21 protein-coding genes are annotated in these 24272 nt (G+C 60.7%); 10 read left to right on the top strand and 11 right to left on the bottom strand.

What is annotated here, in order from left to right:
- Positions 1–143 precede the first annotated feature (143 nt).
- From CHC01_RS27740 to CHC01_RS27720, 5 genes are all read right to left on the bottom strand, one after another.
- On the bottom strand, positions 144–467 hold the full coding sequence (locus CHC01_RS27740) for a hypothetical protein (RefSeq protein WP_244558542.1): 324 nt from the start codon (positions 465–467) through the stop codon (positions 144–146).
- On the bottom strand, positions 464–1285 hold the full coding sequence (locus CHC01_RS27735; RefSeq protein WP_089267560.1) for a DUF2092 domain-containing protein: 822 nt from the start codon (positions 1283–1285) through the stop codon (positions 464–466). The genes CHC01_RS27740 and CHC01_RS27735 overlap by 4 nt, the downstream gene beginning before the upstream one ends.
- A gap of 65 nt (positions 1286–1350) precedes the next feature.
- Complete coding sequence (locus CHC01_RS27730; protein ID WP_089267559.1) at positions 1351–1698, bottom strand: HdeA/HdeB family chaperone; 348 nt, start codon at positions 1696–1698, stop codon at positions 1351–1353.
- A 125-nt stretch (positions 1699–1823) separates the two neighbouring features.
- Positions 1824–4208, bottom strand: coding sequence for an arylsulfatase (locus CHC01_RS27725; protein ID WP_176454728.1), 2385 nt, complete (start codon positions 4206–4208; stop codon positions 1824–1826).
- Positions 4201–5127 (bottom strand): formylglycine-generating enzyme family protein, encoded by a 927-nt coding sequence (locus CHC01_RS27720; protein WP_089267558.1) that lies wholly within the window; start codon positions 5125–5127, stop codon positions 4201–4203. Before CHC01_RS27720 ends, CHC01_RS27725 begins: the two co-directional genes overlap by 8 nt.
- A 444-nt stretch (positions 5128–5571) precedes the next feature.
- Here CHC01_RS27720 and CHC01_RS27715 point away from each other — a divergent pair, with 444 nt between their 5' ends.
- Positions 5572–6573 (top strand): helix-turn-helix transcriptional regulator, encoded by a 1002-nt coding sequence (locus CHC01_RS27715; protein WP_089267557.1) that lies wholly within the window; start codon positions 5572–5574, stop codon positions 6571–6573.
- Between the two features lie 825 nt (positions 6574–7398).
- On the opposite strand, the gene CHC01_RS32080 is transcribed toward CHC01_RS27715, so the two are convergent.
- From CHC01_RS32080 to CHC01_RS32075, 6 genes are all read right to left on the bottom strand, one after another.
- Positions 7399–7710, bottom strand: coding sequence for a hypothetical protein (locus CHC01_RS32080; protein WP_141137187.1), 312 nt, complete (start codon positions 7708–7710; stop codon positions 7399–7401).
- A gap of 332 nt (positions 7711–8042) precedes the next feature.
- A complete protein-coding gene (locus CHC01_RS27700) occupies positions 8043–9581 on the bottom strand; it encodes a DHA2 family efflux MFS transporter permease subunit (protein WP_244558541.1) in 1539 nt (512 codons plus the stop codon).
- A complete protein-coding gene (locus tag CHC01_RS27695) occupies positions 9578–10726 on the bottom strand; it encodes an NAD(P)/FAD-dependent oxidoreductase (RefSeq protein WP_176454727.1) in 1149 nt (382 codons plus the stop codon). The genes CHC01_RS27700 and CHC01_RS27695 overlap by 4 nt, the downstream gene beginning before the upstream one ends.
- Positions 10723–11460 (bottom strand): methyltransferase domain-containing protein, encoded by a 738-nt coding sequence (locus CHC01_RS27690; protein ID WP_089267554.1) that lies wholly within the window; start codon positions 11458–11460, stop codon positions 10723–10725. Before CHC01_RS27690 ends, CHC01_RS27695 begins: the two co-directional genes overlap by 4 nt.
- A gap of 4 nt (positions 11461–11464) precedes the next feature.
- Positions 11465–12541, bottom strand: a complete 1077-nt coding sequence (locus tag CHC01_RS27685) for a type III polyketide synthase (protein ID WP_089267553.1) — start codon at positions 12539–12541, stop codon at positions 11465–11467.
- A 91-nt stretch (positions 12542–12632) separates the two neighbouring features.
- A complete protein-coding gene (locus CHC01_RS32075) occupies positions 12633–12887 on the bottom strand; it encodes a hypothetical protein (protein ID WP_141137186.1) in 255 nt (84 codons plus the stop codon).
- Positions 12888–13417: 530 nt separating this feature from the next.
- Between CHC01_RS32075 and CHC01_RS27675 the strand changes: the two genes are divergently transcribed.
- From CHC01_RS27675 to CHC01_RS27635, 9 genes are all read left to right on the top strand, one after another.
- A complete protein-coding gene (locus CHC01_RS27675; protein ID WP_089267551.1) occupies positions 13418–14095 on the top strand; it encodes a response regulator transcription factor in 678 nt (225 codons plus the stop codon).
- Entirely contained in the window at positions 14055–15437 is a 1383-nt protein-coding gene (locus tag CHC01_RS27670) for a sensor histidine kinase (RefSeq protein WP_089267550.1), read from the top strand. The genes CHC01_RS27675 and CHC01_RS27670 overlap by 41 nt, the downstream gene beginning before the upstream one ends.
- A 124-nt stretch (positions 15438–15561) precedes the next feature.
- Complete coding sequence (locus CHC01_RS27665; RefSeq protein ID WP_141137185.1) at positions 15562–15999, top strand: hypothetical protein; 438 nt, start codon at positions 15562–15564, stop codon at positions 15997–15999.
- Between the two features lie 58 nt (positions 16000–16057).
- Positions 16058–17176, top strand: a complete 1119-nt coding sequence (gene rpoH / locus CHC01_RS27660) for an RNA polymerase sigma factor RpoH (protein ID WP_244558540.1) — start codon at positions 16058–16060, stop codon at positions 17174–17176.
- Positions 17177–17197: 21 nt separating this feature from the next.
- Positions 17198–18643 (top strand): sensor histidine kinase, encoded by a 1446-nt coding sequence (locus CHC01_RS27655; protein WP_089267549.1) that lies wholly within the window; start codon positions 17198–17200, stop codon positions 18641–18643.
- 91 nt (positions 18644–18734) lie between these two features.
- A complete protein-coding gene (locus CHC01_RS27650) occupies positions 18735–19079 on the top strand; it encodes a hypothetical protein (protein ID WP_141137184.1) in 345 nt (114 codons plus the stop codon).
- A gap of 72 nt (positions 19080–19151) precedes the next feature.
- Complete coding sequence (locus CHC01_RS27645; RefSeq protein ID WP_089267547.1) at positions 19152–22334, top strand: efflux RND transporter permease subunit; 3183 nt, start codon at positions 19152–19154, stop codon at positions 22332–22334.
- Positions 22331–23584, top strand: coding sequence for an efflux RND transporter periplasmic adaptor subunit (locus CHC01_RS27640; RefSeq protein ID WP_089267546.1), 1254 nt, complete (start codon positions 22331–22333; stop codon positions 23582–23584). Before CHC01_RS27645 ends, CHC01_RS27640 begins: the two co-directional genes overlap by 4 nt.
- A gap of 20 nt (positions 23585–23604) precedes the next feature.
- Positions 23605–24252, top strand: coding sequence for a hypothetical protein (locus CHC01_RS27635; RefSeq protein ID WP_089267545.1), 648 nt, complete (start codon positions 23605–23607; stop codon positions 24250–24252).
- Positions 24253–24272: the final 20 nt, after the last annotated feature.

Here is a 24272-nt window from a genome sequence, read left to right as displayed (position 1 = left end):
GGGATGCGTCAAAAAAAGCTGGAGCGCTTTCCGATGGGAACGCGCTCCAGCATTTTCAGGAACGTTGAGAACACCGTAGCAGTCACTGTTCGACGTAGATCGACAACAACGGCCTGCTGAAATAGCTCTCGGTCAGAGTGCGATCAGTAGCATCGGTTATAAATTCGGCCGTAGACGTCGACCGCCTGAACGCAAGAGGGTGGCACGGCTACGACGGCTGCACCCGCGATTGCTCCGCCCACGATGGCTCCACCAACGACGGCTCCACCCACGATGGCTCGGCGCGTCGTTCGCCGTGCTACGCCGGCGTAACTCAGGGGCGTGAGCGGAGCTCCGATGAGTGCCTCAGCCGAGGTCATGAAGGTACCGCCATGCGTGAGCGACGCCTGTTCGCTGACCGACAGACACAGGATGGCCACGCTCGTTCCGAGGGCGATCTTCAGCAGCTTGCTTTTCAATCCAGTCATTTCTTCTCTCCGCAGGGGCTGATTCCTGGGGGAATCTCATCGATATGGCCGAGATTCTGAATCTCGCGCTTCTTCATGTCTGCGCTCGGCTTGAAAGCGAATGCATCGGCAGTGGTGTCGGGGCTGGTTTTCCAGCTGCTAATTCGGAGCGTGTACTGAGGCGCGCCCGTCACCGTTTTGGTGGTGATGATGTATTTGCGCGGAATCGGCGTCGCGCCTGGTTCTATCCAGATCTGCCAGTCGGTATCCGGCGTACGGAAAGCCAAGTGTTCACACTCATGGCCATCGATGACGCCCCTGCCGATATGCTTGGCGTCATAGACTCCATCGATCAAGGCCGCATAGGAATTGGCGAGAAGAAGATCGGCACCCGGCGCCTCGATGCCGGACTTGTCACGAATGCTGTCGACGAGTTGATCAATCGTACCGGTGGCTGGCATCTGCCCGTAGACTTTGCGGGCACGATCAGAAACGGTGAAATTGGCGCCATCGTACACGAGCTCAACGTCGGCGTAGCCGCCGGTCCGTGTCACGCGGAGCTTGTCCGGCCGATGGATGGTGAGTTGCCCGGAACTGGCAAACTGAATCTTCTGCATGTCCGGGGTCATGATCTCGATATCGGAATCATACGATATCGAAACATTCTTTTGATTCGCGATGTAGTCGGACATTGCGCGCAGGATCGATGCAGCATCATCCGCGTGGGCAGCGCCAGCTCCGATGCATGTCGCAGATAAACCCGACGCGATCAGGAGTGCGGCAACAGAGCGGATCGAACGGCGCGCCGCATTCAAGGGCGTTCTGGATTGGCTTTTCAAGAGATGATTCCTGTCAATTGTTAGTTAGCTGGGCCGACAAGTCGGAATGATGGGGGGACCAACATTCATTTGGCAGTGCGGACCTTTTCAGCCTTCAGAAGAACATCGATGGCCTTGATGATCGTCGTGCCTTGATTGGCCTTGCAGTAGACGATCAATTCGTGAATGCCTTCTCGAACTCTAGGCAAGTTGATGGAAGACTTCTTTCCGAGGCCATTGTACCAACCGCTGTACCAAACGCCGAGAAAGTTCGCGTCTTCCTGATACGTTCCGGCGAGCTGCGCGCAAGTCAGCTTCTGCACGTTGATGTAGCCATCCGCATCGGCATAGGCCTTCAATTCGGTTTGGGCTTGAGCCGAGCCCAGCGGTGCTGCGCACGCAACAGCAAGAGCAAAAGCAAGTTTCTTCATCATTGAGTTTTCCCTCGTGATTCAGGAGGCGTTATCTGCAGGGGTGGTGACGTTCGTTCTCGACCGGGAGCGGCGAACACCTTCGATCTCCGCTCCTGGCCGACGATGACTTGATGGGATCAAGCCACTCAGTTCAGATACTCAACCCGTAGACGGTTGATCTTTCCGTTGAACGCAAATGGTTTGCGGGCAAAATATGCGAACGAGACTGGCGAATAGCTGTCACGGCCGACGTCAAAAGCGTCATTGGCAGTAAACCCGAGCGAGGTTGAGCGAGGCACGCGGCCCTTGGCCACTTCCTTGCCGTTGACGCGGATGACGATGTCGAGAGGACCTGCGTGTACGCTGCTGGCCACGTGTGTTTCGACTTCGATCTTGACCGTTCCGGTCGGGAGCGGAGCGGTCGTATCGAGCCTTGTCCGTTCTATCTCGAACAGATTGTACTCAAAGCTGAGCTTGCCGTCTTCGACCCACAGCGAAATCCCTCCCGAGATCGCACCCAGTGCATAAAGCACGCCCTTCGAGTCCGGCTTCAGTTCTGCGTCGATGCTGACAAGGCTGCTTCGTGACCCGAGTTTCGGTGCGGTGAACTCCGGAACGGCAACGACTTCCTGCGTATAGTCGAACACCTTGGCCGGATTGGATGGCGCGTCTTCGGGATGGAAGACAACGGACCACAGGCCGCCGCCGACAGGATAGACCTTGTTGGCCTTCGCGTTTGCATCGAACGTCTTCTTCATCTCCTCGACTTTTTTGGGATTGGCAGACGCGATATCCTTCGCCTGCGAAAAGTCCTTTCGAAGATCGTAGAGTTCCCACACGTCGTTCTCAGGCGTCCATTGCGCGATCGCCGGATCGAGACCTGCCTTCCAGGGGATGCGCGGTCCGAACACGGAAGAAATCCACTCGTCCTTATAGATCGCGCGGCTGCCCATCACCTCGAAATACTGTTCTTTCTTCTGTCCGGGCGCGGTTGGCGCCCCGAAGGAGTAGACCATGCTGATGCCGTCGAGCGGATCCTGGGTGACGCCATCGACAAGATTCGGCGGAGTGATTTTCAGGATGTCGTAAATCGTCGGCACGATATCGTTGACATGATGAAACTGCGGATGCGGTGTCTTGTTCGGCTTGATCTTGCTTGGCCAGGAAACCGCCATCGGCGAGCGCGTCCCGCCGAAATGCGCGGCGATCAGTTTGGTGGACTGATAAGGCGTAGAGCCAGCCCAAGCCCAGCCGGCATGGTACATGTTATCGACCTTGGGCGATCCGAGCACATCCAGGCCGCCCAGCTCCTTCAGGGTGCGGAGGTGATCCTTCATCTCGGAAGCAATGCCATTCTGTGCCAGAAGTTCGCTGATGGTCCCGTTCTGACCTTCGGCGCTCGAGCCGTTGTCGCCCCAGACGTAGAAGATGAGGGTGTTGTCACGAATGCCGAGTTCGTCGAGCGTATCGATCAGTCGACCGGCCTGGGCGTCCGCATGCTCGGTGTATCCGGCGAACACTTCCATGAGCCGACGCTGAAATGGCTTTTCCTCGTCGGGGATATCGGCCCATGCCGCAAGCGTTTTTGGCCGCGGCGTCAGCTCGGTGTCTTTCGGTATCCATCCGAGTTCTTTCTGACGGGCGAAGACGCGCTCGCGCATGACATCCCAGCCGTCGTCGAACTTGCCCTTATATTTGTCCGCCCAGTTCTTGAAAATGTGATGCGGACCATGGGAGGCGCCAGGGGTCCAGTACATGAAGAACGGACGATCCGGCGTCAGCGCATGGACCTGCTTGATCCATGAGACAGCCTTGTCGGTCATGTCCTCGGTGAAGTGATATTCTTTCTTGCCCGCGGATGGATCCAGGCGAACCGTGTTTTCAACGACCGCGGGCTCCCATTGGGAGGATTCCCCGGCAAGGAAGCCGTAGAAGTAGTCGAAACCAACGCCGCGCCCCGCTGGCCAGTTCGTATAGGGACCGACGGCCGTGGTCTCGTTCGCCGGCGTGTTGTGCCACTTCCCGAATGCACCCGTCGCATAGCCGTAATAGCCAAGCACTTTCGGCGCGGCCGCGGATGTCGCCGGGATGTGGCCGGAGTAGCCATCCCAATCATTTGCCAGTTCGGCGATCTGGCCAAACCCCACGCGGTGATGATTACGCCCGGTCAGCAACGCTGCGCGCGTTGGGGAGCACATCGCCGCATTGTGGAAGCGATTGTACGACACGCCGCCTTCGGCAACACGGCTCAACGTGTCTGTCTTGATCACGCCGCCATAGGTGCTGGGGAGTGCCGGACCAACGTCGTCGAGCATGATGACGACGATGTTCGGTGCATTGGCTGGAAGGCGCGATTGCGGCGGCACCGGGTTGTAGGTCGACCGCGCGATCGTCGGACCAGCCTTGCTTCCTGATGGCGTGGGCGGGAACGGCAGCGATTCCTGGGCGACAGCGGGCGTTCCCAACAACAGGAGAGTCGTGCTCACGCCCAACCAGCGTGTCCTGAGATGATTGTTAATAGGCTTATTCATTCGATTCTCCGTCTCGAACAATGCATCGGAACCCGACATGACTTGTCGAAGTATCGATTGCTTCCGGATGGCGAGCTGCAGGCCGATAGCGGCGGCAATAATTCGGGGCGCACAGATGCGAGCCGCCTTTGAGGACCTTCCGCGGTATTCTTATTTCGGAGAGACATGGATCGTAGCTGGCAGACTCAAGCCCCCCACGGGGATTCCTGGGTACACAGCAGGCCTTCGTCATGTCTACTTCGTGCTGCGAAGAGTACCAGTCAGATGTCCACTCCCAGACGTTTCCGATCATGTCGTAGAGACCGTATCCGTTGGGCGGAAAGGCTTTCACAGGTGACGTGCGGGCGTATCCGTCCTGGTTATGATTGACCGTCGGAAACGATCCTTGCCAGGTATTGGCCATATGTCGGCCAGCGGGGATTAACTCCGATCCCCATGCGAATTCGGCCTGTTCGAGACCGCCTCTGGCGGCGAACTCCCACTCGGCTTCTGTAGGAAGATCCTTGCCCTTCCATCGTGCATAGGCCAGCGCGTCCTGGTGGGTGACGTGGACGACGGGATGATCATCTCGTCCTTCGATGCTGCTAACCGGACCATAGGGACGACGCCAGTTGGCGCCCTCGAGAAACGACCACCACTGCGACCAGTCATCAAGACCGACACGCCCGGTCGGCTCGCGAAAAACCAGCGAGCCCGCATACAACATCTCCGGCATTATGCCGGGATAATCTTTTGGATCGGGCACGGATTCGGCAACCGTGCGATATCCGGTTGCGGCCACGAACTCGGCAAACTGAGTATTGGTGACAGGAGTCTCGTCAATGAAGAACCCATCGACACTGACGGGGTGAGCCGGCCTCTCTTCGGGGTAGTGCCGATCCGAACCCATCCAGAACGTTCCGGCACTCACGAAGATCATGCCGTCTCGTACACGCTCCGATCGCAAATCCGTCTGAGCCGTTTCTGCGCAGGTCAGCGTTCTCAATATGGTGGTTCCAGTTTACTTGCCGGATTCATTGTGAAGGTGGAAGCAAAGCCGGGCCGGTGCCGACGTTCCGTGGGCGGAATCTTGGGGGAGCCGGGGCCTGCGCCCGGCCCGGTTGCCTTCCGATCGACAGGTGCACCCTGTCCGGGTCATTTCGTGCAGACGAGGGCCGGCCGTCTTGCCACTTCGCGCCAATCGCGGCCGATCATGTCATTTGCAGGTGAATTCTTGCCGCATGCACACGACGCGGCGACCGTTGCAATTCGAGGCCGACAGGTGCCGGCAAGAGAACGGTGACATTCTCCGGGCTCACCAGTAGCGATTCGAATGAAATTGTGGCTGATGCAAAGTACCTACTGATGATCGCAACGAGACCCAATGGCCAACATCCCTTTGACGCGCTGCCAGTTTCTTCTGCCCTTCGTCGGGATTCTCGATGAGACCGGTGCGCCGACGAGTTCGCTTCTGACCAAGTTTCGGCTTCCGTCGTCTCTGGTCGACAAGAGCGATCTCTATGTCCCGCTGATGCCGGCAATCCGCTTCATGGAAACCGCCCGGAGAAGCCAGGGCATTGAAGAATTCGGCTTCCTGGCCAGCCAACGGCTGCATTTCTCCCATATGCGCGAGAAAACGCGGGCCCTGATCGCTCACTCTCCGACACTGCTCGTTGCGCTGCGGCACGCCTGCACATGGGCGCCGCGGGAGGATACGATCCTGAGCATGTGGATCGAGCACGACGACGATCACGCGCGGATTTGCACCACGCTCGCCGGGACAAACGGACTCCTGCATATGGAGCATCTGCAATGGATCCAGAACATCTTCTCGATACACATCGTCCGGCAGTTCGCGGGAGCGGACTGGATGCCGGCGACGATCGCCTTTGAAGCGCGCTACACGCCACGTCCGGCGACGCAATCCTTGTGGCCGAATGTGCGGTTCCTGTCAGGCCAGCATGCGGCGTGGATCGACGTGCCGATCTCGTATCTCAGTCTCACCAACCATCGGAAAGACGTGAGCCCTGCGCCGCAAGCTTACGAGGACGGCCCTTCCGGCTATGACATCGTTGAACTGCTAAAGCTGATGCTGCCGTCTTATCTGGACGACGGAATTCCAGCTCTTGCTGAAGTCGCAGAGATGGCGGGCGTCAGCACACGCAGCTTTCAGCGCAAGCTCGCGGATGTCGGCCTGAGCTATTCTGATCTGCTCGACACCGTCAGATATGAGAATGCGAGCAAGCTTTTGCGTGACAGTAATTCCAAGATTATCGATATCGCATTTTCATCCGGTTACACGGATCCGGCACATTTCAGCCGCGCCTTCCGCCGAATTTCCGGTGTGACGCCGCGGCAGTTTCGCGAGCAATCGCGATCGGGATAAGGTGCATATTATCTGGGCGTTTCGCGCCCGAAGGATAATGGCAACGGCTATCATCAAAACGCGACCGACGCACCGATTCCTATTTGGTCAGGAAAGATGCTTGTTTGCCTTCGGATTTTCTCGGCCGTTAAGGTGATGAAAGCTCCGATCTGGCCCTTCAGCCACTGGACGAAAGTTCCCACCTTGCGTCTGAACCGCGGCGGCTGCCTGATTCACAGCGAACAATGTCCGGTACTGGCGCAAAGCAGACCTTCGGAAAATTCGGGGGCAGCGAAGTGCCAAATGACACCGGTTGCGATTGGCCCGAGTGCAGACTGCCAACGGTTGCTAGGTGCAAAACAAACGCACGCGGGCTTCTTGAGCTACTCTTTACCGTTATGAATTTCGGGGGCTTTGACTGAGTCTTAAAATACTTTTCCAAACCTATCGTTCCGAGCACAAAACCTACCGCGCGCCCTTCCAGTTCTTGCCCTCTCGGACAACAACCACGTCAATATCCGTTGGCATCGCGCCGTGGTGTGAAATGTAGGTGTGATCCGACCTGCGTCGATACACCCTCAAGTTTGCACGGGGGAAGGCGTGAGCCCTAGCCAGTAAGTGACGGGCAAGGAGTGCTTCGACCTGATCTGCCTTGATCAAGTGCAGCACCTCCATCCGCATTAGTTACCCTTTTTCAGCGTGAATGGCTGCTTTGTGCCGAAGATGATGGCACCCTCTTTAAAACCTTGCGGGAAATTCCAGAGGTCGATTTCCCGCTGTCAGTCAGACCTTCATGCGCAACGTCGATCGGGGCGCTCCAAGCGCGTTCGAAAGTTAAACACGTATTTATTCGGGAAATACATAGAATTTCCTATCTCTTCGATATGGGACCTGTGCGAAGAAAATCTTGAATTTCCAGCGCACGATGATCTCGGAAACGTAGCCCTTGGCTGCCCATCTTGCAGGCTTTGCAATCGCGATCTCCCGATCGATGCGACTGCGCGACCGCGAGCGGCGCGCTTTGAGGTTCACAGCAGATGGAGATGGATGATGATTTTCGATCGACAACCCAGATATCTCACTGCGGCCTTTGCCGTTGCCGTCGTGCTCTCGTTCGCAGCGCTGAGCTCGCAACCCGCCGAAGCTACGCCACTGCACCGTGACGCGTCGCCGTTCTGTCTGTTGCCAGGCTCATCCAATGGTCCGGGGGGGCGCACCGCAGATCTGCGGCTACTATGATTATCAGGAATGTCTGCAGGCCGCGGCCGACATGCACGCCAACTGCGTGGAGAACATCGATTTCCGCGGTAGTTATGAGCGAACGCCCGACGGGTGGCGTGCCCGGTACTGAGCGCCTTCGCGAGCGGCACAGCCCGGTCGATAATAATCTCTTGTGCGGAAAACGAGATCATCTTGAAAAGGGGGCGCCGTGAAGCGCGTCTATCGCTTCTCGAGATGGTGGCGGCAGCGCCGCTCGCCCCCGGGCCGAACTACCGTTCGCGCCCGCCCCACGCGAATGGCACCAGCAGCACGGCAAGCAGCGCCGTTGCTGCCAGCATTGCCCAAGCATCATTCACACTCCAGATAAAGGCCGTCTTTTCGATCATGGGCCGGACCAGAGCTTCCATGGCAGGAGTGGGTGGGCCGGAGAGAGCGCTTGTCAGCAATGCGGGATCGAGGCCAATGGCCGTTGCCGCCGTGGGGTCTCCCGATAACAACTGCATATGCAACGCAGCGGCGTAGATGTGAGCGCGAGTGTACAGGATGGTGTCAATCAGCGCGATGCCGATCGCGCCGCCCAGATTGCGCATCAGATTGAACAGGCCGCTCGCTGCCGGCACCTGCGCTTCCGGCAGCGAACCGAACGCCAGGCGGGTCGGTGGCAACAGGCAGAACATGATAGCGATGCCGCGAACGATCTGTGGCCAGAACATCTGGTTGAAATCGGTGTCGCGAGTCTGAAACATGCTGAGGGCGAGTCCGATACCAAACACCGCAAAACCCGCGGCGGTCAGCCAGCGCGCATTGAGTCGCCGTTCCAGCGCGACGGCGATGGGCGACATCGCCAGTTGCGCGGCACCGGTCACCAGCATCGTCGAACCAATCTGCAGGGCGTCGTGACCCCTGACGTAAGCCAGAAAAACCGGGATGAGATAGACCGAGCCGTACAGGCCCACGCCCAGGCAAAAGCTCAACGCGCATCCGATCGCGAATGAGCGATTTCGGAACGGGCCAAGCTGCACGACCGGATGGGCAGCGCGCAATGTGCGTCGGACGAACAGGCCGCCGCAGAGCGCGCTGATTGTGAACAGGCCCGTGCAGGTGACCGACACCCAGCCATCATGAGGTGACTGCTTCAGTCCGATCTCCAGAGTGGCCAGCGACATCGCCATCAGAACCAGCGACCGCCAATCGATTTCCGCAACGTCGCCAAAGTTCAGCTGCTGCCGGGGCAGCAGAGGAGGCGCCACAACGCAAGCGATCAGCCCGGGAACGACATTGATCAGGAACAGCCAGTGCCAGGACCAGGTCTGCGTGATCCAGCCGCCGACCACAGGTCCGACCGTCGGCGCCAGGACCGCCACGATGCCGGCGACCGTCGTAGCGATGCCTTGGCTGCGCGGCGGGAACAGCAGGAAGACTGCGGCGAACACCGCCGGGATGAGCGTGCCGCCCGCGAATCCCTGCAGCACACGAAACGACACGAGGGCGGCGAAGGTGCCGCTCGCGGCGCAGCCGATCGACGTCAGCGTGAACAGCGCTAGGGCGGAGGCAAAGAGCCAGCGCATCGAGAGCACATGCGTCAGCCAGCCCGTCAGGGGAATGGCTATGATCTCGGCGATCAAATAGGAGGTCTGGACCCAGCTCATCGTCTCCGGGGAGATGGCGAGGGCATTCTGAATGGTCGGCAGCGATGTTGCGACCACCTGAATGTCGAGGATCGCCATGAACATCCCGAGACACATCAGGACAAAGCCGAGCCATGTCCGGGTGTCCGCGAGGGGCAGCTCGGTGCGCAGGGTCGTCATGGGCTTACGAGCGGCGGGGCAGGCAGCACGGCAGGGTCAAGGCCATCCATCGCGCGGGTCAACCGGGTGCGGCGGACGATCGAGCCGATCAGGCCCGGGCCGCGCGTGGCCGCGGCGAACATCAGGTTTCGGCTGATGCGATGCCCGGCAAGGCAGGAGACGATGCTCGCCAGCCGGATCGGACCGGCCGTGAGTTTTCGCGCGGCCGCCAGATACACATCAGGTGAAAGGCCCTCCCGGATATGCGCGACTGCCAGCGCGGCCGATCCAAGGGCGATGGCAAGGCCGTCGCCGGTGAAGGGCGGGATGTGGGCGAGACGGTCGCCGACCCGATAGGCTGCAGTGTTTCGCTCGCGATGAAGATGTCCGCCGCTGGGACAGGCCACGGCCTTCGGCTTGTCCCACAGTGGTTCGGCGTCTGCCAGCCTCTCCGCCAGTGCGGGAAGCGCCGCCGCCACATGGTTGCGCAGCGCGGGCCAGCCGGATCCGAACTGGCTCATGGCTTTACCCGGCAGCACCATGCAGAGGTTGGCGATACCGTCTTCGACCAGTTCGAGGCCGATATAGCTGGCCTCCAGAAAGTAAAGCTCGACCCGACCCTCGAGCGCTCGGCGAATGTCGGGGGTAGGCCGCAGGTGCATTTTCAACCCGACCTGCGAGCCGTCGCGTGTGTCGTCGATGCCGCGCAGACCCAGCTTGCCGGTGGCCAGTACGAGGTTCCGGCAACTCACCGTATGGCCGTTGTCGCACACGACCAGCCAACCGGATCCATCGGGTCTCGCCGTTTTCACCGTCACGTCGCGATGCAGGCGTGCGCCGCTGAAATGCGCGTGTCGCAGCAGCGCGGCGTCGAGTCGATAGCGCGACAGCGACAGCCCGCGAAACGGTAGTGCCGAGGTCACGCTGCGGCGCGAGGAATAGAGCGCCACCTCATCGACCGGCACCGCGCCGAGCGCCAGCGGATCGACGCCCAACCGCCTTAACAGCAGCTGTGTCTCGACGCTCAGGAATTCGCCACACACTTTATGCTGGGAGGTCGCTGTGCGCTCGATCAGCATGACGTCGTGGCCATACCTGGCCAGACCGCAGGCCACCGCGCTGCCGGCCGGCCCGCCGCCGATGACGATCGTCTCGACCTGAATCATCGCACACGTCCGATCACGAAGCGGAACAAGAACCATCGCAGGCGCACCACGCGCGGCGCGATCCCGGCATCGCGTAACCGTGCTGTCCATTCCGCGCGGGTGAGGGCTCTCGCAACCGAGATCCGGCCGTCGTGAATGACGATGGGATGCAGCCGCGTCAGCCAGCCCATCAGGCCGATGAAATGGAACGGCACCCGGTGGCGCTGCAGGTCGTAGATCATCCAGCCGCGTCGCGCGGTCCTCTCCATCCAGCGCAGGAACGTCACGATCATCTCGTCGGACATATGATGCGTGAGCAGGCTACTGACGACGAAGTCAATGGGGGAGGGCGGGATGAAATTGAAGATGTCCATCACCTGATATTCGATATTGAGATCGTTTCCTGTCGCCGACTGCGCGATGCGGACCGTCTCGCGATTGAGATCGAGCCCGATCAGCTTGATCTGCCGGCCGCGCCCGGCGGCCCAGCTGCGGATCGCCCGCAGCAGGTCGCCATAGCCGCAACCGACATCGACGAGTGTGAGCTCGGTGCCTTCAGGTATCCGCTGGATGGCGGCGTCCAGCCAGGCGATCACCGCCCGGTGCCCGAGCATCGCGCCGTTGAAGCGGGCGAGGTCGCGCAGCACAAGTTCGAGCTCTTCCGAACTTGCGCCGGCGCTGTCCAGCCATTCGGCTTCGGTACTTCGCTGCGACAGGTCCGTCGCTGCAGCGTGGGTGGTGCTGAATGTGCTCATGGGCTCAGGCCGCGGTTCGAAAAAGCATGGTTTCTGCGATCAGTCCGGGCCCGAACGACATTGCGCACCCGCTGCGGCCGCGTGCGCCCGAACGCATCAGCCGCTCGATCACGAACATGACTGTTGCCGACGACATGTTCCCATAACGGCGCAGTACGTCGCGCGACGCGGCCAGCGCGGTGGGCGCCAGTGCGAAGGCTCGCTCCACCGCGTCGAGAACGGTCCGGCCGCCGGGATGCACCGCCCACAGGTCGATCGCCGCCGCGGGCGCTCCAGCCAGGATTTCATCGGCGCTCCGCCGTAGGCCGTCCTGGATAACGGCCGGAACGCGTCCCGACAAAACCATGTCGAAGCCGGCATCGCGGATGTTCCATGTGATCAGATCGCGGGTATCGGGGACCAGCATGGCGCGGAAACTGTCGAGCGCGATGCCGGACGGCTCGGCGCTCACAAGGCTTGCCGCACAACCGTCGGCGAACAGCAGGAACGAGAGCATCTGCTCGAGATCGGCGGTTTCCTTGAGATGCAGCGTACAGAGTTCGAGGTTGACGACCAGTATGCGCGCCGACGTCTCGGAGCGGACGATGTGATAGGCCAGCTTCAGCGCGTTGATGGCGGCGTAGCAGCCCATGAAGCCGATCACGGTGCGTTCGACCGTCGTCGGAAGCTCGCAACGCGCGATGAGATCGAGGTCGAGGCCGGGCGCGGAGAAACCTGTGCAACTGGTGATGATCAAGTGCGTGATGCGGTCACGATCTGCTCCGAGATGCAGGCGATCGACGGCGGCTTGCGCCAGTTCGGGCGCGTGCCGCTCATACTGCTCCATCCGCGTCGCCGTATCGGGAAAACCACTACGGGCATAGAAGCCGCCGGCATCGAAATGGTCGCCTTCCGGTCGATTGCTCGGCGTAAGGCACGAGAAGCGGTGCTCGATACCGGACTTGTCGGCCATGCGTTCGAACAGCCGCGCCTGACGCGGGTTGGCCAGATGGAGCGTAGACTGTGCGAAGCGGCGAAAAGTGTCATGAACGTCGTAAGGCGGCACAGCCGTTGCGACACGATTGATATAAACTGCTGGCAAGGGAATCCCTCCGTATGCCTCCGCCGAAATGAGCGCCGGCCGATGAAGGTCGAGATAGCGAAGAAAGTCCGCGGAGCGATTAAATTGCGATTTAAGAACGGACCGACGCTCTGCTTCGGTTGCTGCCGGGGATGTCGATGGCAGGTGTCTGGCCGGCAATCGTTGCGCACGGGGCGTCGCTGCGTTGCAGGTTAAATTCGTATTTAATTGAAGAACAGAAGCCTTCCGAAGATGTTGTGGCCATTGGTTCGCCGTCCGGCTCGGCGCGTTCCGATGGCTGCTGCATCAGTAAGCGCCGTTCGCAGGTGGGTGGATGCTCGGAATTTTGACGTCGTTCGTTCGACAAGGTGCGATCTCGTTAGGGGTATCGCTGTTGCTTGCCGCAACCGCATTTGCGGTGGCGCGCCCGCCGCACAAGTCGCCGCCGTTTCAACCGGCAGCGATTGAGCGTCGCCCGGCCACTGCAGCCGCGTTCATTGGAGCGAGTCCGCTCGCTCTCAACAGCTGTTCTGCGTCCGACAAAATGGTCGCTGATATCAATCTTCGGCCGATGGCGGGTAGGGATCAGGATGTGATTGCGGGATTGGTATCGCGAGGGCCGGACGCAATCGACCTGGCGCAGGCCGTGCTCTGCTACGGACACGAGGAAAAGCTCCGCGGCCTGGCCCGGCAGATCATGGTGACACGGCATACCGATGCCGGAGCAACGCTGTACGCGATCCCGGGATCCTTGGTCCCTGTCGCAGCGGTGAGGCTTGTACCGACCGGATGGACGAAATGACCGAGTTTCGACAAAATGACGACGTTTTCCGCTATGCTACGGCGCGGTCGCACCTTGTCGTGTCTTCAGATCAAACGGTGCCCGAGATACTCCAGATGACCAAGATTCTGCTGATCGAGGACGACAATGAGACCGCCGAGGAACTCGCGGCCGAACTGACGCAGCGCGGCTTCGAGGTCGAACATGCCGCGAACGGCATCGAAGGACTCGACAAGGCTCGCTCCATCAAGCCGGACTTGATGGTCGTCGATCGCATGTTACCGGGAATGGACGGACTCACCATCGTCGAGGCGCTGCGGCATGACCAAATTCGCACGCCCGTACTGATCCTGAGCGCGCTCGGAGCGGTCGATGATCGCGTCCGCGGATTACGTATGGGCGGCGATGACTATCTGACCAAGCCTTTTGCGATAGTCGAACTGGTGGCGAGGATCGAGGCCCTGTTGCGACGTCCGATCGAAACGCGGGAAACCATGTTGCGGGTGGGACCGCTCGAACTCGACCTGATCGAACGCACAGCGCGGCGTGGCGAGCGGGAGATCGAATTGCTGCCGCGGGAATTCCGCCTTCTCGAATACATGATGCAGCGTAACGAGCAGCTGCTGACGCGGGCGATGTTGCTGGAGGAGGTCTGGAACTATAAATTCGTCCCGGACACCAATCTTGTCGATGTTCATATGGGGCGGCTGCGGCACAAGGTGGACACGCCGGGCGATCCGCCGATGATCCACAATGTCCGCGGCGCAGGATTTATTCTTCGTGCGCCTTCCTGATTTCGTCCGCACAACGACGTTCCGGTGGACGTCCATCGCGATCGCGCTCTGCATTCTTTTGTTCTCGGCCTTCGTGTACTGGGAGGCTGGCAGTTCGATGCGGGCTGACATGGACGCTTCGATCGCGGAGGCAAGCGAGGCGATCGCGTCGGATGTGCCGGAGCGCAGGATCATCGCCATCGAGGACCGCCTGGCGTCCGATCCGCGCCGGACCCGGTTGGCCGGTCTGTTCACAGCTGACGGAAAACGGATCGCTGGCAATCTGCGCGATATCCCGCCGCAATTGGCGATCGACGCGCGGATTCATGCGACGCAGGTGGTCAGGATTGATCCGCACAAGCCGGAGTCGATGTCCGTGCGCGCCATCGGTCGTCGCTTGTCTGACGGCCAAGTGTTGGTCATCGCGCGCCACAGCGGCGAGCTCAAAGAACTGGCGGCGGCGATCGGCCGCGCCCTGCTGCTCGGTCTGCCGGTGGCGGGCGCCCTCAGCTTGGCGATCGGTGGTGTGCTCAGCCTGCGGGTGCAGCGTCGTGTCGATGAACTCCATGCACAGGTCAGGCGCATTATCGATGCCGACCTACGCGAGCGACTTCCCACGGCCAACCTCGACCACCCCTTCGATAAGCTGGCCATCATCGCCAACGGCATGCTCGACGAGATCGAGGTGCTGGTCACCGAAATGGCAGGGACCGGCAACGAGATCGCGCATGACCTGCGCACGCCACTGACCCGTGTCCGCGTTGGCCTCGAGCGCGGCCGCGCCAATGCCTCGACGGTCGCGGACCTGCAGGCGGTCGCCGACCGCGCGATCACTGGCGTGGACGAGGTGCTCACCATTATCACCAGCCTGCTACGTATCCAAGAGATCGAGCATTATGGCGACCGCAGGGGATTCGGCGATGTGGTGCTGGCGGGTTTACTACGTGAGGCTTGCGACCTCTACGAACCGATCGCTGAAGACAAGCAGGTCAGCCTGCGCGTCGATGTCGAGGACGATGCCATTGTCCGATGCGACCGCGATCTGCTGCAGGAGGCTATCATCAACCTGGTGGATAACGCGGTCAAGTTTACGCCGCCCTACGGATGCGTCCGGTTGGCTCTGGTGCGAGGGCCCAGCGATGTCATTGTCAGAATATCGGACACCGGACCCGGCATTGGAGAAGACGAGCGTGAAGCAGTGCTGCGGCGGTTCTATCGCTCCGACAAGAGTCGCAGGACTGTTGGCGCCGGTCTTGGCCTCAGCCTGGTTTCCGCGATCGTCAAGCTGCATGGATTCCGGTTGACGCTGTCGACCGGTCCCGGCTGCGTCGCGGAGATCGCCTGTCCATTGCCGGAAAGGTGATCTGTCTGAAGGACATTTTAGTCGTCTCGCCGTGTCCCCTCACCATGTTTCGTTGATCGCGCTGTTGCCTCGATGCCATATGGGCGCTTTCGGCAACAACGGCCTCGATGGAAAGGATGAGATCATGAAAGGACGTACATTCAAGGTACTCGCAACGGCTGCGCTGGCGTTGAGCCTGCTAGCCACCGCCGCTGATGCACGCGGCGGCGGCGGAGGTGGCCACGGAGGTGGTTTCGGCGGCGGTGGCGGCCATATGGGCGGCTTTGGCGGTGGCTTCGGTGGTGGTCACATGGGGGGCTTCGGAGCCGGCGGCGGCCATATAGCAGGCATTGCCGCCGGTCATGTGGGTGGAATCGGCGGCGAGCATCTCGGCGGAATAGGCGGCCAGCGTTTCGCAGGAGGCGGATTCGGATCGCACGCTTTTGCCGGACATCACCTCGTCAGACATACCGGCCGTGGCTTCGGCTTCCCGGGCTACTACGATGATTACGGCTACAGCTGTCCGTATGTTTACGGCCCGCTGCATCCCCACCATTATCCTTGGGTCGCCGGCTGCAGCTAACGAACCGTCCTGCAAGGCATCGCGGGCGTGACGTTGCGGAAGCCACGTCACGCTCGCCTTGTTCGTGCCGCAAGCCGAATCTGAATTCGAATTTATATCCTTAACCTGTAATTTAATGGTTCCCGTGATCGCCGCCGCTATCTTTTCAGGATCGTCCGCAAAGGCCGTGACATCGGCCCCGGACATTGATCAGCAACAGATCAATCATAGCGGAGGGGCTGACATGAATACCGATGGAACGTCGACGGAATATTCCACACCGGCGTCTGGTCTGGCGGCTCCGATCGGGCTGCGGTCGCCCGCGGCAGCCGGCACCGCCTTGAATTACCGAACCGACATCCGGCGTTTTGCGATGCTCGAACGCGAGCAGGAATACGTGCTGGCGATACGCTGGCGCGATCACGGCGACCGTGCTGCAGCCGAGCAACTTGTCACCAGCCACTTACGCCTCGCTGCCAAGGTGGCCATGAACTATCGTGGTTACGGCCTGCCGCTGTCGGAGATCATGTCGGAGGCCAATCTCGGCCTGATGCAGGCCCTTGACGGGTTCGACCCGGACAAGGGATTCCGCTTCTCCACGTACGCGGTGTGGTGGATCCGTGCGGCGATCCAGGACTACATCCTGCGCTCATGGTCGCTGGTGAAGATTGGCACCACCGCGAGTCAGAAGAAATTGTTCTTCAAGCTGCGTTCGGCCAAGAGCAGGATTTCGGCGCTGGGAGGCGGCGACTTGCGGCCCGACCAGGTGACCCTGATAGCCAGCGATCTGGGCGTGACCGAGAAGGACGTCGTCGACATGAACCGTCGGCTCGGCGGTGATGCTTCGCTCAACGCGCTGGTGCACGATGACGAGGGTGCCGCCGAGTGGCAGGACTATCTGATCGACCAGGCGCCCACGCCAGAACTGATGACGGTTGAGCAGGACGAAATCGATCATCGCCGCCAGGTTCTGGTGCGCGCGATCGACGTACTCAATGCGCGCGAGCGGCACATCTTCGAGGCGCGTCATCTCGTCGACGAGCCGGATACGCTCGAAGACCTCGCGCAGCACTATGGGCTGTCGCGCGAGCGGATCCGCCAGATCGAGCAGCGGGCGTTCGAGAAGGTGCAGTCGGCGGCGCGCAAGCTTTCGCACGATCGACGTCACACCCGCGCCCCGGCGCTGGCAACGCATTGAATTGCGTCATTCCGGCGGACGATGACGAATCGCGCAAGCGTGGGAAATCCGTTATGTTGGCGGCCCAAATATCCCTCACGGGCCGCTCACGCGATGAATCTGGCCGAGTTTGCGAGTAGTTCAACCTTCCGTGCCGCTACGGTCGCGGCTGTCGCACTTTCTTTGTTCGTGCTGGTCCTGTTCGGCTTCATCTATTGGAAGACCGACCGCCTGCTAGTGACCCGCTCCGACCATGTCATCGCCTTGCAGCTGCAAACGGTAGCGGCATTGTCGAATGAACGCAGGCTCGACGCGCTTCATCTTCAACTCAGCGAGGATTCGCGCGACGTGCATTTCGTCGGCCTGTTCCGGGCAGATGGAAGCCGGGTCGCCGGCAATCTTGAGCGCCCGCCGGCGATGCTGCGGCTGGACGCCACGGTGCAGACCGTCGAGATCATAAGGCCGCGCCCCGCTGGCCCGGAGCAACTAACCGTTCAGGCCATCGGCCAGCAGTTGCCGGACGGCGAAATATTGGTGATCGGCCGCTATGTCGATGAAGCGATTCAGCTGTCGATGGTTGTCAGCCAGGCTCTGGCTCTCGGTCTGATCCCGGCTCTGCTGCTATGCCTCGCGCTGGGCGCACTGCTCAGTCTGCGTGCCGAACGTCGGATCGCCGGAGTTAATGAGCGCATTCAGCGCATCGTGGCGGGTAGTCTGCATGAACGGCTCCCGGTTGATCGCGGCCGCGATCCGTTCACTCAGCTCGCCGCCATGGTCAACAGCATGCTGGACGAGATCGAAACGTTGATCCACACGATTGCCGGAGTCGGCAATGACATCGCGCACGACCTGCGGACCCCGTTGACCCGGGCACGCCTGGCCCTGGAGCGCGGCCGGAACAACGCCAGGACGCTGCCCGAACTGCGATCTGTGGTCGACAAGGCCATCTTGAGCATGGACCAGTCGCTGGCGATTGCCGCAGCACTGCTAAGGCTGGCCGAGATCGAGAACAGCCGTCGCTCCACCGGATTCGGCAAGGTCGCACTGGAGGAACTGCTGCACGAGGTCCGCGATCTCTATGCGCCGATCGCCGAAGACAAGGGCATCACGCTGCGCACCGATATCGCTCATACCCCGATCGTCGAGGGAGATCGTGACCTGCTGATGGAGGCGATCGCCAATCTGGTCGATAACGCCGTCAAGTTCACGCCGCGGGGTGGGCAGGTCCAGATCACGACCGTGTCCGGCGACGGCGAGAGTATCCTGCGCATCACGGACACCGGCGCGGGGATAAGCGAAGACGAGCGCAGTGCGGTGCTGCGGCGGTTCTACCGCTCCGATGCGTTTCGCAAGACACCAGGTCTTGGGCTTGGCCTCACTCTTGTTGCCACGATTGCCAAATTGCACGGCTTTCGGTTGACGATCTTTTCGGGGGCGGGGTGCGTGATCGAAATTGGATTCCCTGACGCTTCCGAGACAAAAGTCTAGATCGCGATCACATCGCGGCGAGATCGCTGTCCGTTGTTCGGTGCGCCGTTTCCTAAATCGTTATTTAGTTGGCCCTCCGCATCGCATCATTATGTCTTCCGAAGACCCAACTGTCGCGCGCCGCTGGATTGCCAATCCGGTCGGGCGTCAAGGAAGGAATGATCCAATGCGCTCAAATCTCATGCCAGTAGTGTCGGCAGTCTTCATCGCGTTGATCGCCATCGCAGCAGCTCCGAATGCCGCGATGGCCCGTGAACCCATCGTTGCATCGAAACCCCTGCCGGCTCCGGTGGGGCATGCCCAGCCGACCCCGAATGGCTTTCTGTCAGACGAAGATGCGAACGCGGACGAACAGCAGCGACTTTCGAAGTTCGATGCGCAGCAGCATTTGCTGGACGAGCAGCTCGACAAGTCGCTGAACATCTGCCGGTGCTGATGTTCTGCCTTCACACGGCGCTTCGGGGCAGTCGCAGAATTATTCCACGTACGGACAATCTTGGAGCGAGCAATGGGCATCGTGCGGTTTGCACTGAGATTTCCGTATACCTATTACGTGGTGGCGGTGCTGATTCTGTTTCTCGGCGGCGTTGCCATCCGCTCGATGCCGACCGACATCTTTCCAGAGATCCGAATTCCCGTCGTAACGGTGATCTGGAGCTATACGGGTCTCTCGACACCTGAGATGGAAGATCGGGTCTCGACTTACAGTCAGTACTCCATCAGCGCGAACGTCAACGGCATCAAGAATATCGAAGCACAAACTCTGAACGGGCTCTCGATTCAGAAGATCTACTTCCAACCCGACGTCAATCTCGACCTCGCAATTTCGCAGATCGTTTCGGCTACAAATGCGATCCGTGCGCTGATGCCGCCTGGCATCCAGCCGCCAATCGTGGTGCAGTTCAATGCCTCCAGCGTTCCGGTGCTGCAGCTCAGCCTCAACTCCGATACGCTCAACGAACAGCAATTGTATGATTTCGGCATCTACAGAGTCCGGCAACAGCTGGCGCCGGTGCATGGCGTGACGCTACCTACCCCGGCTGGCGGCAAGTATCGCCAGATTATGGTTGATCTCGACCCTGACAAGCTACTGTCGCGCGGACTGACGCCGCTCGATGTCGTCAACGCGGTCAATACTCAGAACCTGACGCTGCCGACCGGAACCGCCAAGATCGGTGACAAGCAGTATACGATGCGTACAAACGCGACGCCCGCAAGCATCGCTGACCTCAACATGATCCCGGTCAAGTTTGTCAACGGCGCGACGATCTTTCTGAAGGACGTTGCCCAGGTTCGCGACGCGTCGGCAGTGCAGCAAAATATCGTGCGCCAGGACGGCCGGCGTTCGGTGCTGTTGAGTATCATCAAGAACGGCAACGCCTCGACGCTGACCGTGGTCAACGCAGTCAAGGACGTGCTTAAACAGGCGCGGGCAGCAGCGCCTGCCGGGTTAAAAATCAACGAATTGTTCGATCAGTCTGTATTCGTCAAGTCATCGGTGACGGGCGTGCTGCACGAAGGCGCGATCGCCGCCGGCCTGACGGCGCTGATGATCCTGCTCTTCCTGGGATCGTGGCGTTCAACACTTGTGGTGATGATCTCGATCCCGCTGGCGATCTTGTCGTCGCTCGTGGTGTTATATTTCCTCGGCGAGACGCTCAACACGATGACGCTCGGCGGCCTCGCGCTCGCGGTCGGCATTCTGGTCGATGATTCCACGGTGACGATCGAGAATACGCATCGGCTACTGACCGAGGAGCACATGACGCTGCCGGACGCGACCCTGCATGGCGCAGCCGGCATCGCGATCCCGACGCTGGTCTCGACGCTGGCTATAAGTTGCGTCTTCACCTCGGTAGTGTTCCTCGATGGCCCCGCGAAATATCTGTTCACGCCGCTTGGCCTGGCGGTCGTATTCGCCATGCTGGCATCCTACGGCCTGTCGCGGACGCTCACCCCGATTACTATCGGGCTGCTGCTGCGGTACGAAAAGCACGGCCCGGACGATGGCCATCCGAAGGGGCTGTTCGCGCGGCTGTCGGGTGCGTTCGAGCGCGGCTTCGAGCGGATGCGTACTGGCTACGTCGCGCTGCTGACCCAGTTGCTCAAGAACCGCGTCGCCGTGCCGGTGGCTGTAGTGCTGATCATCGGTCTCGGCGGCGTCATGCTGGTCTCGGTCGGCCGCGATTTCTTCCCGTTGATCGACGGCGGCGAGATCCAGCTCCACGTTCGTGCCCCCGCCGGCACGCGGATCGACGCCACCGAAAAAATCTTTCAGCAGGTAGAGGACAAGATCCGCCAGATCGTTCCGGTGAGCGAGCGCAGTCTGATCGTCGACAATATTGGCCTGCCTGCCCGACCCTATAATCTTGCCTTTACCGACGGCTCAACCATCGCTGTCAATGACGGCATTATCCAGGTGGAGCTCAAAGAAGGTCACAAGCCGACCGCTGACTACGTTCGCAAGCTGCGCGAGGTGCTGCCTGCGGCATTCCCCGACGATGTGTTCTACTTCCAGGCTGCCGATATCGTAACGCAGATTTTGAATTTCGGGCTGCCGGCGCAGATCGACGTCCGAACCGTAGGCTACGATCCTGGTGACCTTGCTATCGCGCAGAAGCTGCGGGAGCGCATCGCGGCGATCCCCGGCATTGTCGATGCGCATCTTCAGCAGGAAACTGACGCGCCGTCATTTTATACCGAGATCGACCGTACCCGCGCGGCGCAGCTGGGACTCAATGCCAGTACGATTGCGACGAATATCAATGTCAGCCTGAGTTCCTCGTCGCAGGTGTCGCCGAACTTCTGGACCGATCCGACATCTGGCATTCCCTATTATCTCGCCGTGCAGACACCCGAATACCGAGTCAATTCGCTCAACGCCTACGGGAATACGCCGGTGTCGAGCACGCTGACCGTCGGCGGCCAGCCGGTGCCGGGAATGCTCAGCAACGTCGCGACCTTCAAGCGCGAGCCGCTGCCCACCAACCTGAACCAGGCCAACGTGCAGCCGGTTTACGACGTCTATGCCAGCGCACAGGGCCGCGATCTCGGGGCGATCTCCGCCGACATCAACAAGGTAACGGCCGATTTGCAGAAGGAGATGAAGCCCGGAAACAGCATTGTCGTACTGGGGCAGATCCAGAGCATGAACGATGCCTTCGTCAACCTCGGTATCGGTTTGCTGTTCGCGGCTGTGTTCGTCTACCTCCTGATGGTGGTGAACTACCAGAACTTCAGCGATCCCTTCGTCGTAATGTTGGCGTTGCCGGCGACCCTGGCCGGCATCGTCACCATGTTGTTCATCACAGGTACCACCCTGAACGTGCCGTCGATGATGGGCGCGATCATGGCGGTCGGCGTCGCGTCGGCGAATTCGATCCTGTTGGTTACCTTCGCGCGCGAGCAGCAACTCGCAGGCCATTCTGCGTTCGAGGCCGCAATCAGCGCTGGCCACACCCGGATCCGGCCGGTGCTGATGACCGCGGCGGCGATGATCGTCGGCATGATTCCGATGGCGATCGGCAGTGCCGGGGAGGAACAGAATGCAGCGCTCGCCCGTGCGGTGATCGGCGGATTACTGTTTGCGACGCCGACCACGCTTTTGATCGTGCCGTATTTGTTTTCGCTGTTGCGCAAACGCGTCGACGGCCAGCCGCAACACGGCGTCTTTGAGGAGGCAAGTTCATGACCGGGATTCAGAGGTTGCATGAGGCGCGGACGCAAGAAGAGCCATCCGTGGTAAATCGGCAGGCGGATCCGCCGCCGGTGCGGCCTCGTTCCAAGGCCCGACTGATGCTGGTTCTGGCGGTTCTGTTGTTACTCGGCAGTGGTCTCAGCTTCGGCTTCTGGCGGCATGAGCAGGCGCAGCAGGCCGTTGCGGACGCAGCAAAGGAACTCCGCGATCTGGTCCCGGACGTTAAGGTCGCGGTTATCAGCGACAGCACCGGCAGCAACGACATCTCACTGCCGGCCACCACCACGGCGTTCGAAGCGGCGAATATCTTTGCCCGAACCAGCGGCTATGTTGAAAAACGCTATGTAGACATTGGCGATCGGGTCAAGGCTGGCGACCTTTTGGCCGAGATCACCGCGCCGGAACTCGATCACCAGATCACTCAGGCTCAGGCCACGCTGAAACAGAACCAGGCTGCGTTGCAGCAGACCCAGGCCAGCCGCGATCTGGCGGACGCCACCAACGGCCGTGACAGCAGGCTCGTGAAACAGGGCTGGCTGACGCTGCAGCAGGGCGACAACGACCGGCTGACGCTGGCAGCCCAGCAGGCGGCGGTCGGAGTCGCGCAGTCCAACATCGCCGCGCAAGAGGCGCAAATTCGAATACTCACGCAGGAGAAGGCTTATCAGCGCGTGATCGCGCCGTTTGACGGCGTCATCACCCAGCGCAATATCGATAACGGCAGCCTAGTTCAGTCCGGATCCACGTTTATGTATACGCTGATGCACAGCAATGTCATCCGCGTTCAGCTATTCGTGCCGCAGGACGCGGCGTTCGGTGTGACTCCCGGCGTGAAAGCGAGCGTCCACGTCCCGGAAATTCCCAATCAGGTGTTTGACGGCACGGTCACGCGGATCGCTTCTGCGTTGCAGCCCGGCAGCCGGACGTTGTTGACCGAAGTCGACATCCCCAACCCGGACGGGGCGCTCAGCCCGGGCGTCTATTGCACCGTGGATCTGCATGTTCCTCGCAAGACGTCTGCTTTTATCGTGCCCGCAGATGCTGTGATCTTCAACGCCGATGGCACGCAAGTGGCCGTTGTGGAGAATGGCATCGTCCATATGCACAAGATCACCATCGCGCGCGACTTCGGCACCTCCGTCGAAGTACGCAATGGCATCAAGGCCGGCGACCAGGTGGTGCTGAATCCCATGGTGAATCTGGCCGAAGGTCAGAAGGTGAAGGCCCACAAGCAGGCGGCGTGAGCAAGAAAGGAAACGTAGCCATGGTGCGACTGCTGGGCGTTTTGATCCTATCGCTGTTAGGCTGCGACGCGGTTCTGGCGCAGGTCTCGACCATGGGCTCGACGTCGATGGGGCTTCCGACCACTCCTGGTACGATGGTTTCCTCGCCGCTCAACGGCCCGAGTCCGTTCTCCGCGGCGACGCTTCCGGGGGCGGCAGATACCAGCTTGGCTCCGGTGCCGCTGGCGTCGGACCCAACAACGCCGGGCACCGTTATCAATTGCGCGCCAACCACAGCGCCAAGTGCAGCGACGCCCGCTGCCGCCCTGGGAACGATCTCGACGACGAATCTCGGTAGCGCGACCGGTACGGCCACCCCGACCACGCCGGTTGGTAGCCCGCTGGACTCCAGCAGCTGTGTTCTGAACGGGAATACCAGCCCAAGCGACCCCTCATCGTTGCCGCTCACGACTCCGCTGATTTCCAGCGTCCTACCCGGCACGCTTGAGGCGCCGACTGCCATCCTCGGCGACACCAGTATCGCCCCGTCGGCGACGATGCCTACACCGAACGCGACGGCCTGCAACGAGACCGTCTCGATGAACCTTGCCGCTCCCGGCATGATGGCGGCTGCCAATGCCACGGGTGCCACGGCGACGCCAGGGGTAACCGCGCTTTCGGGCTGCTGAGATATATTAGGATGCGATTT

It is taken from the genome of Tardiphaga sp. OK246, from assembly GCF_900188215.1.
Classification (GTDB): Bacteria; Pseudomonadota; Alphaproteobacteria; order Rhizobiales; family Xanthobacteraceae; genus Tardiphaga; species Tardiphaga robiniae.
This window is presented reverse-complemented; position numbering and strand designations above follow the sequence as displayed.

What these genes read in the sequence shown, in the direction of transcription:
- CHC01_RS27740 (WP_244558542.1), bottom strand. Translation starts at nt 467, where the DNA reads ATGACTGGATTGAAAAGCAAGCTGCTGAAGATCGCCCTCGGAACGAGC.
- CHC01_RS27730 (WP_089267559.1), bottom strand. Translation starts at nt 1,698, where the DNA reads ATGATGAAGAAACTTGCTTTTGCTCTTGCTGTTGCGTGCGCAGCACCG.
- CHC01_RS27725 (WP_176454728.1), bottom strand. Translation starts at nt 4,208, where the DNA reads ATGAATAAGCCTATTAACAATCATCTCAGGACACGCTGGTTGGGCGTG.
- CHC01_RS27720 (WP_089267558.1), bottom strand. Translation starts at nt 5,127, where the DNA reads ATGATCTTCGTGAGTGCCGGAACGTTCTGGATGGGTTCGGATCGGCAC.
- CHC01_RS27715 (WP_089267557.1), top strand. Translation starts at nt 5,572, where the DNA reads ATGGCCAACATCCCTTTGACGCGCTGCCAGTTTCTTCTGCCCTTCGTC.
- CHC01_RS27700 (WP_244558541.1), bottom strand. Translation starts at nt 9,581, where the DNA reads ATGACGACCCTGCGCACCGAGCTGCCCCTCGCGGACACCCGGACATGG.
- CHC01_RS27695 (WP_176454727.1), bottom strand. Translation starts at nt 10,726, where the DNA reads ATGATTCAGGTCGAGACGATCGTCATCGGCGGCGGGCCGGCCGGCAGC.
- CHC01_RS27690 (WP_089267554.1), bottom strand. Translation starts at nt 11,460, where the DNA reads ATGAGCACATTCAGCACCACCCACGCTGCAGCGACGGACCTGTCGCAG.
- CHC01_RS27675 (WP_089267551.1), top strand. Translation starts at nt 13,418, where the DNA reads ATGACCAAGATTCTGCTGATCGAGGACGACAATGAGACCGCCGAGGAA.
- CHC01_RS27670 (WP_089267550.1), top strand. Translation starts at nt 14,055, where the DNA reads ATGTCCGCGGCGCAGGATTTATTCTTCGTGCGCCTTCCTGATTTCGTC.
- CHC01_RS27665 (WP_141137185.1), top strand. Translation starts at nt 15,562, where the DNA reads ATGAAAGGACGTACATTCAAGGTACTCGCAACGGCTGCGCTGGCGTTG.
- CHC01_RS27655 (WP_089267549.1), top strand. Translation starts at nt 17,198, where the DNA reads ATGACGAATCGCGCAAGCGTGGGAAATCCGTTATGTTGGCGGCCCAAA.
- CHC01_RS27650 (WP_141137184.1), top strand. Translation starts at nt 18,735, where the DNA reads ATGTCTTCCGAAGACCCAACTGTCGCGCGCCGCTGGATTGCCAATCCG.
- CHC01_RS27645 (WP_089267547.1), top strand. Translation starts at nt 19,152, where the DNA reads ATGGGCATCGTGCGGTTTGCACTGAGATTTCCGTATACCTATTACGTG.
- CHC01_RS27640 (WP_089267546.1), top strand. Translation starts at nt 22,331, where the DNA reads ATGACCGGGATTCAGAGGTTGCATGAGGCGCGGACGCAAGAAGAGCCA.
- CHC01_RS27635 (WP_089267545.1), top strand. Translation starts at nt 23,605, where the DNA reads ATGGTGCGACTGCTGGGCGTTTTGATCCTATCGCTGTTAGGCTGCGAC.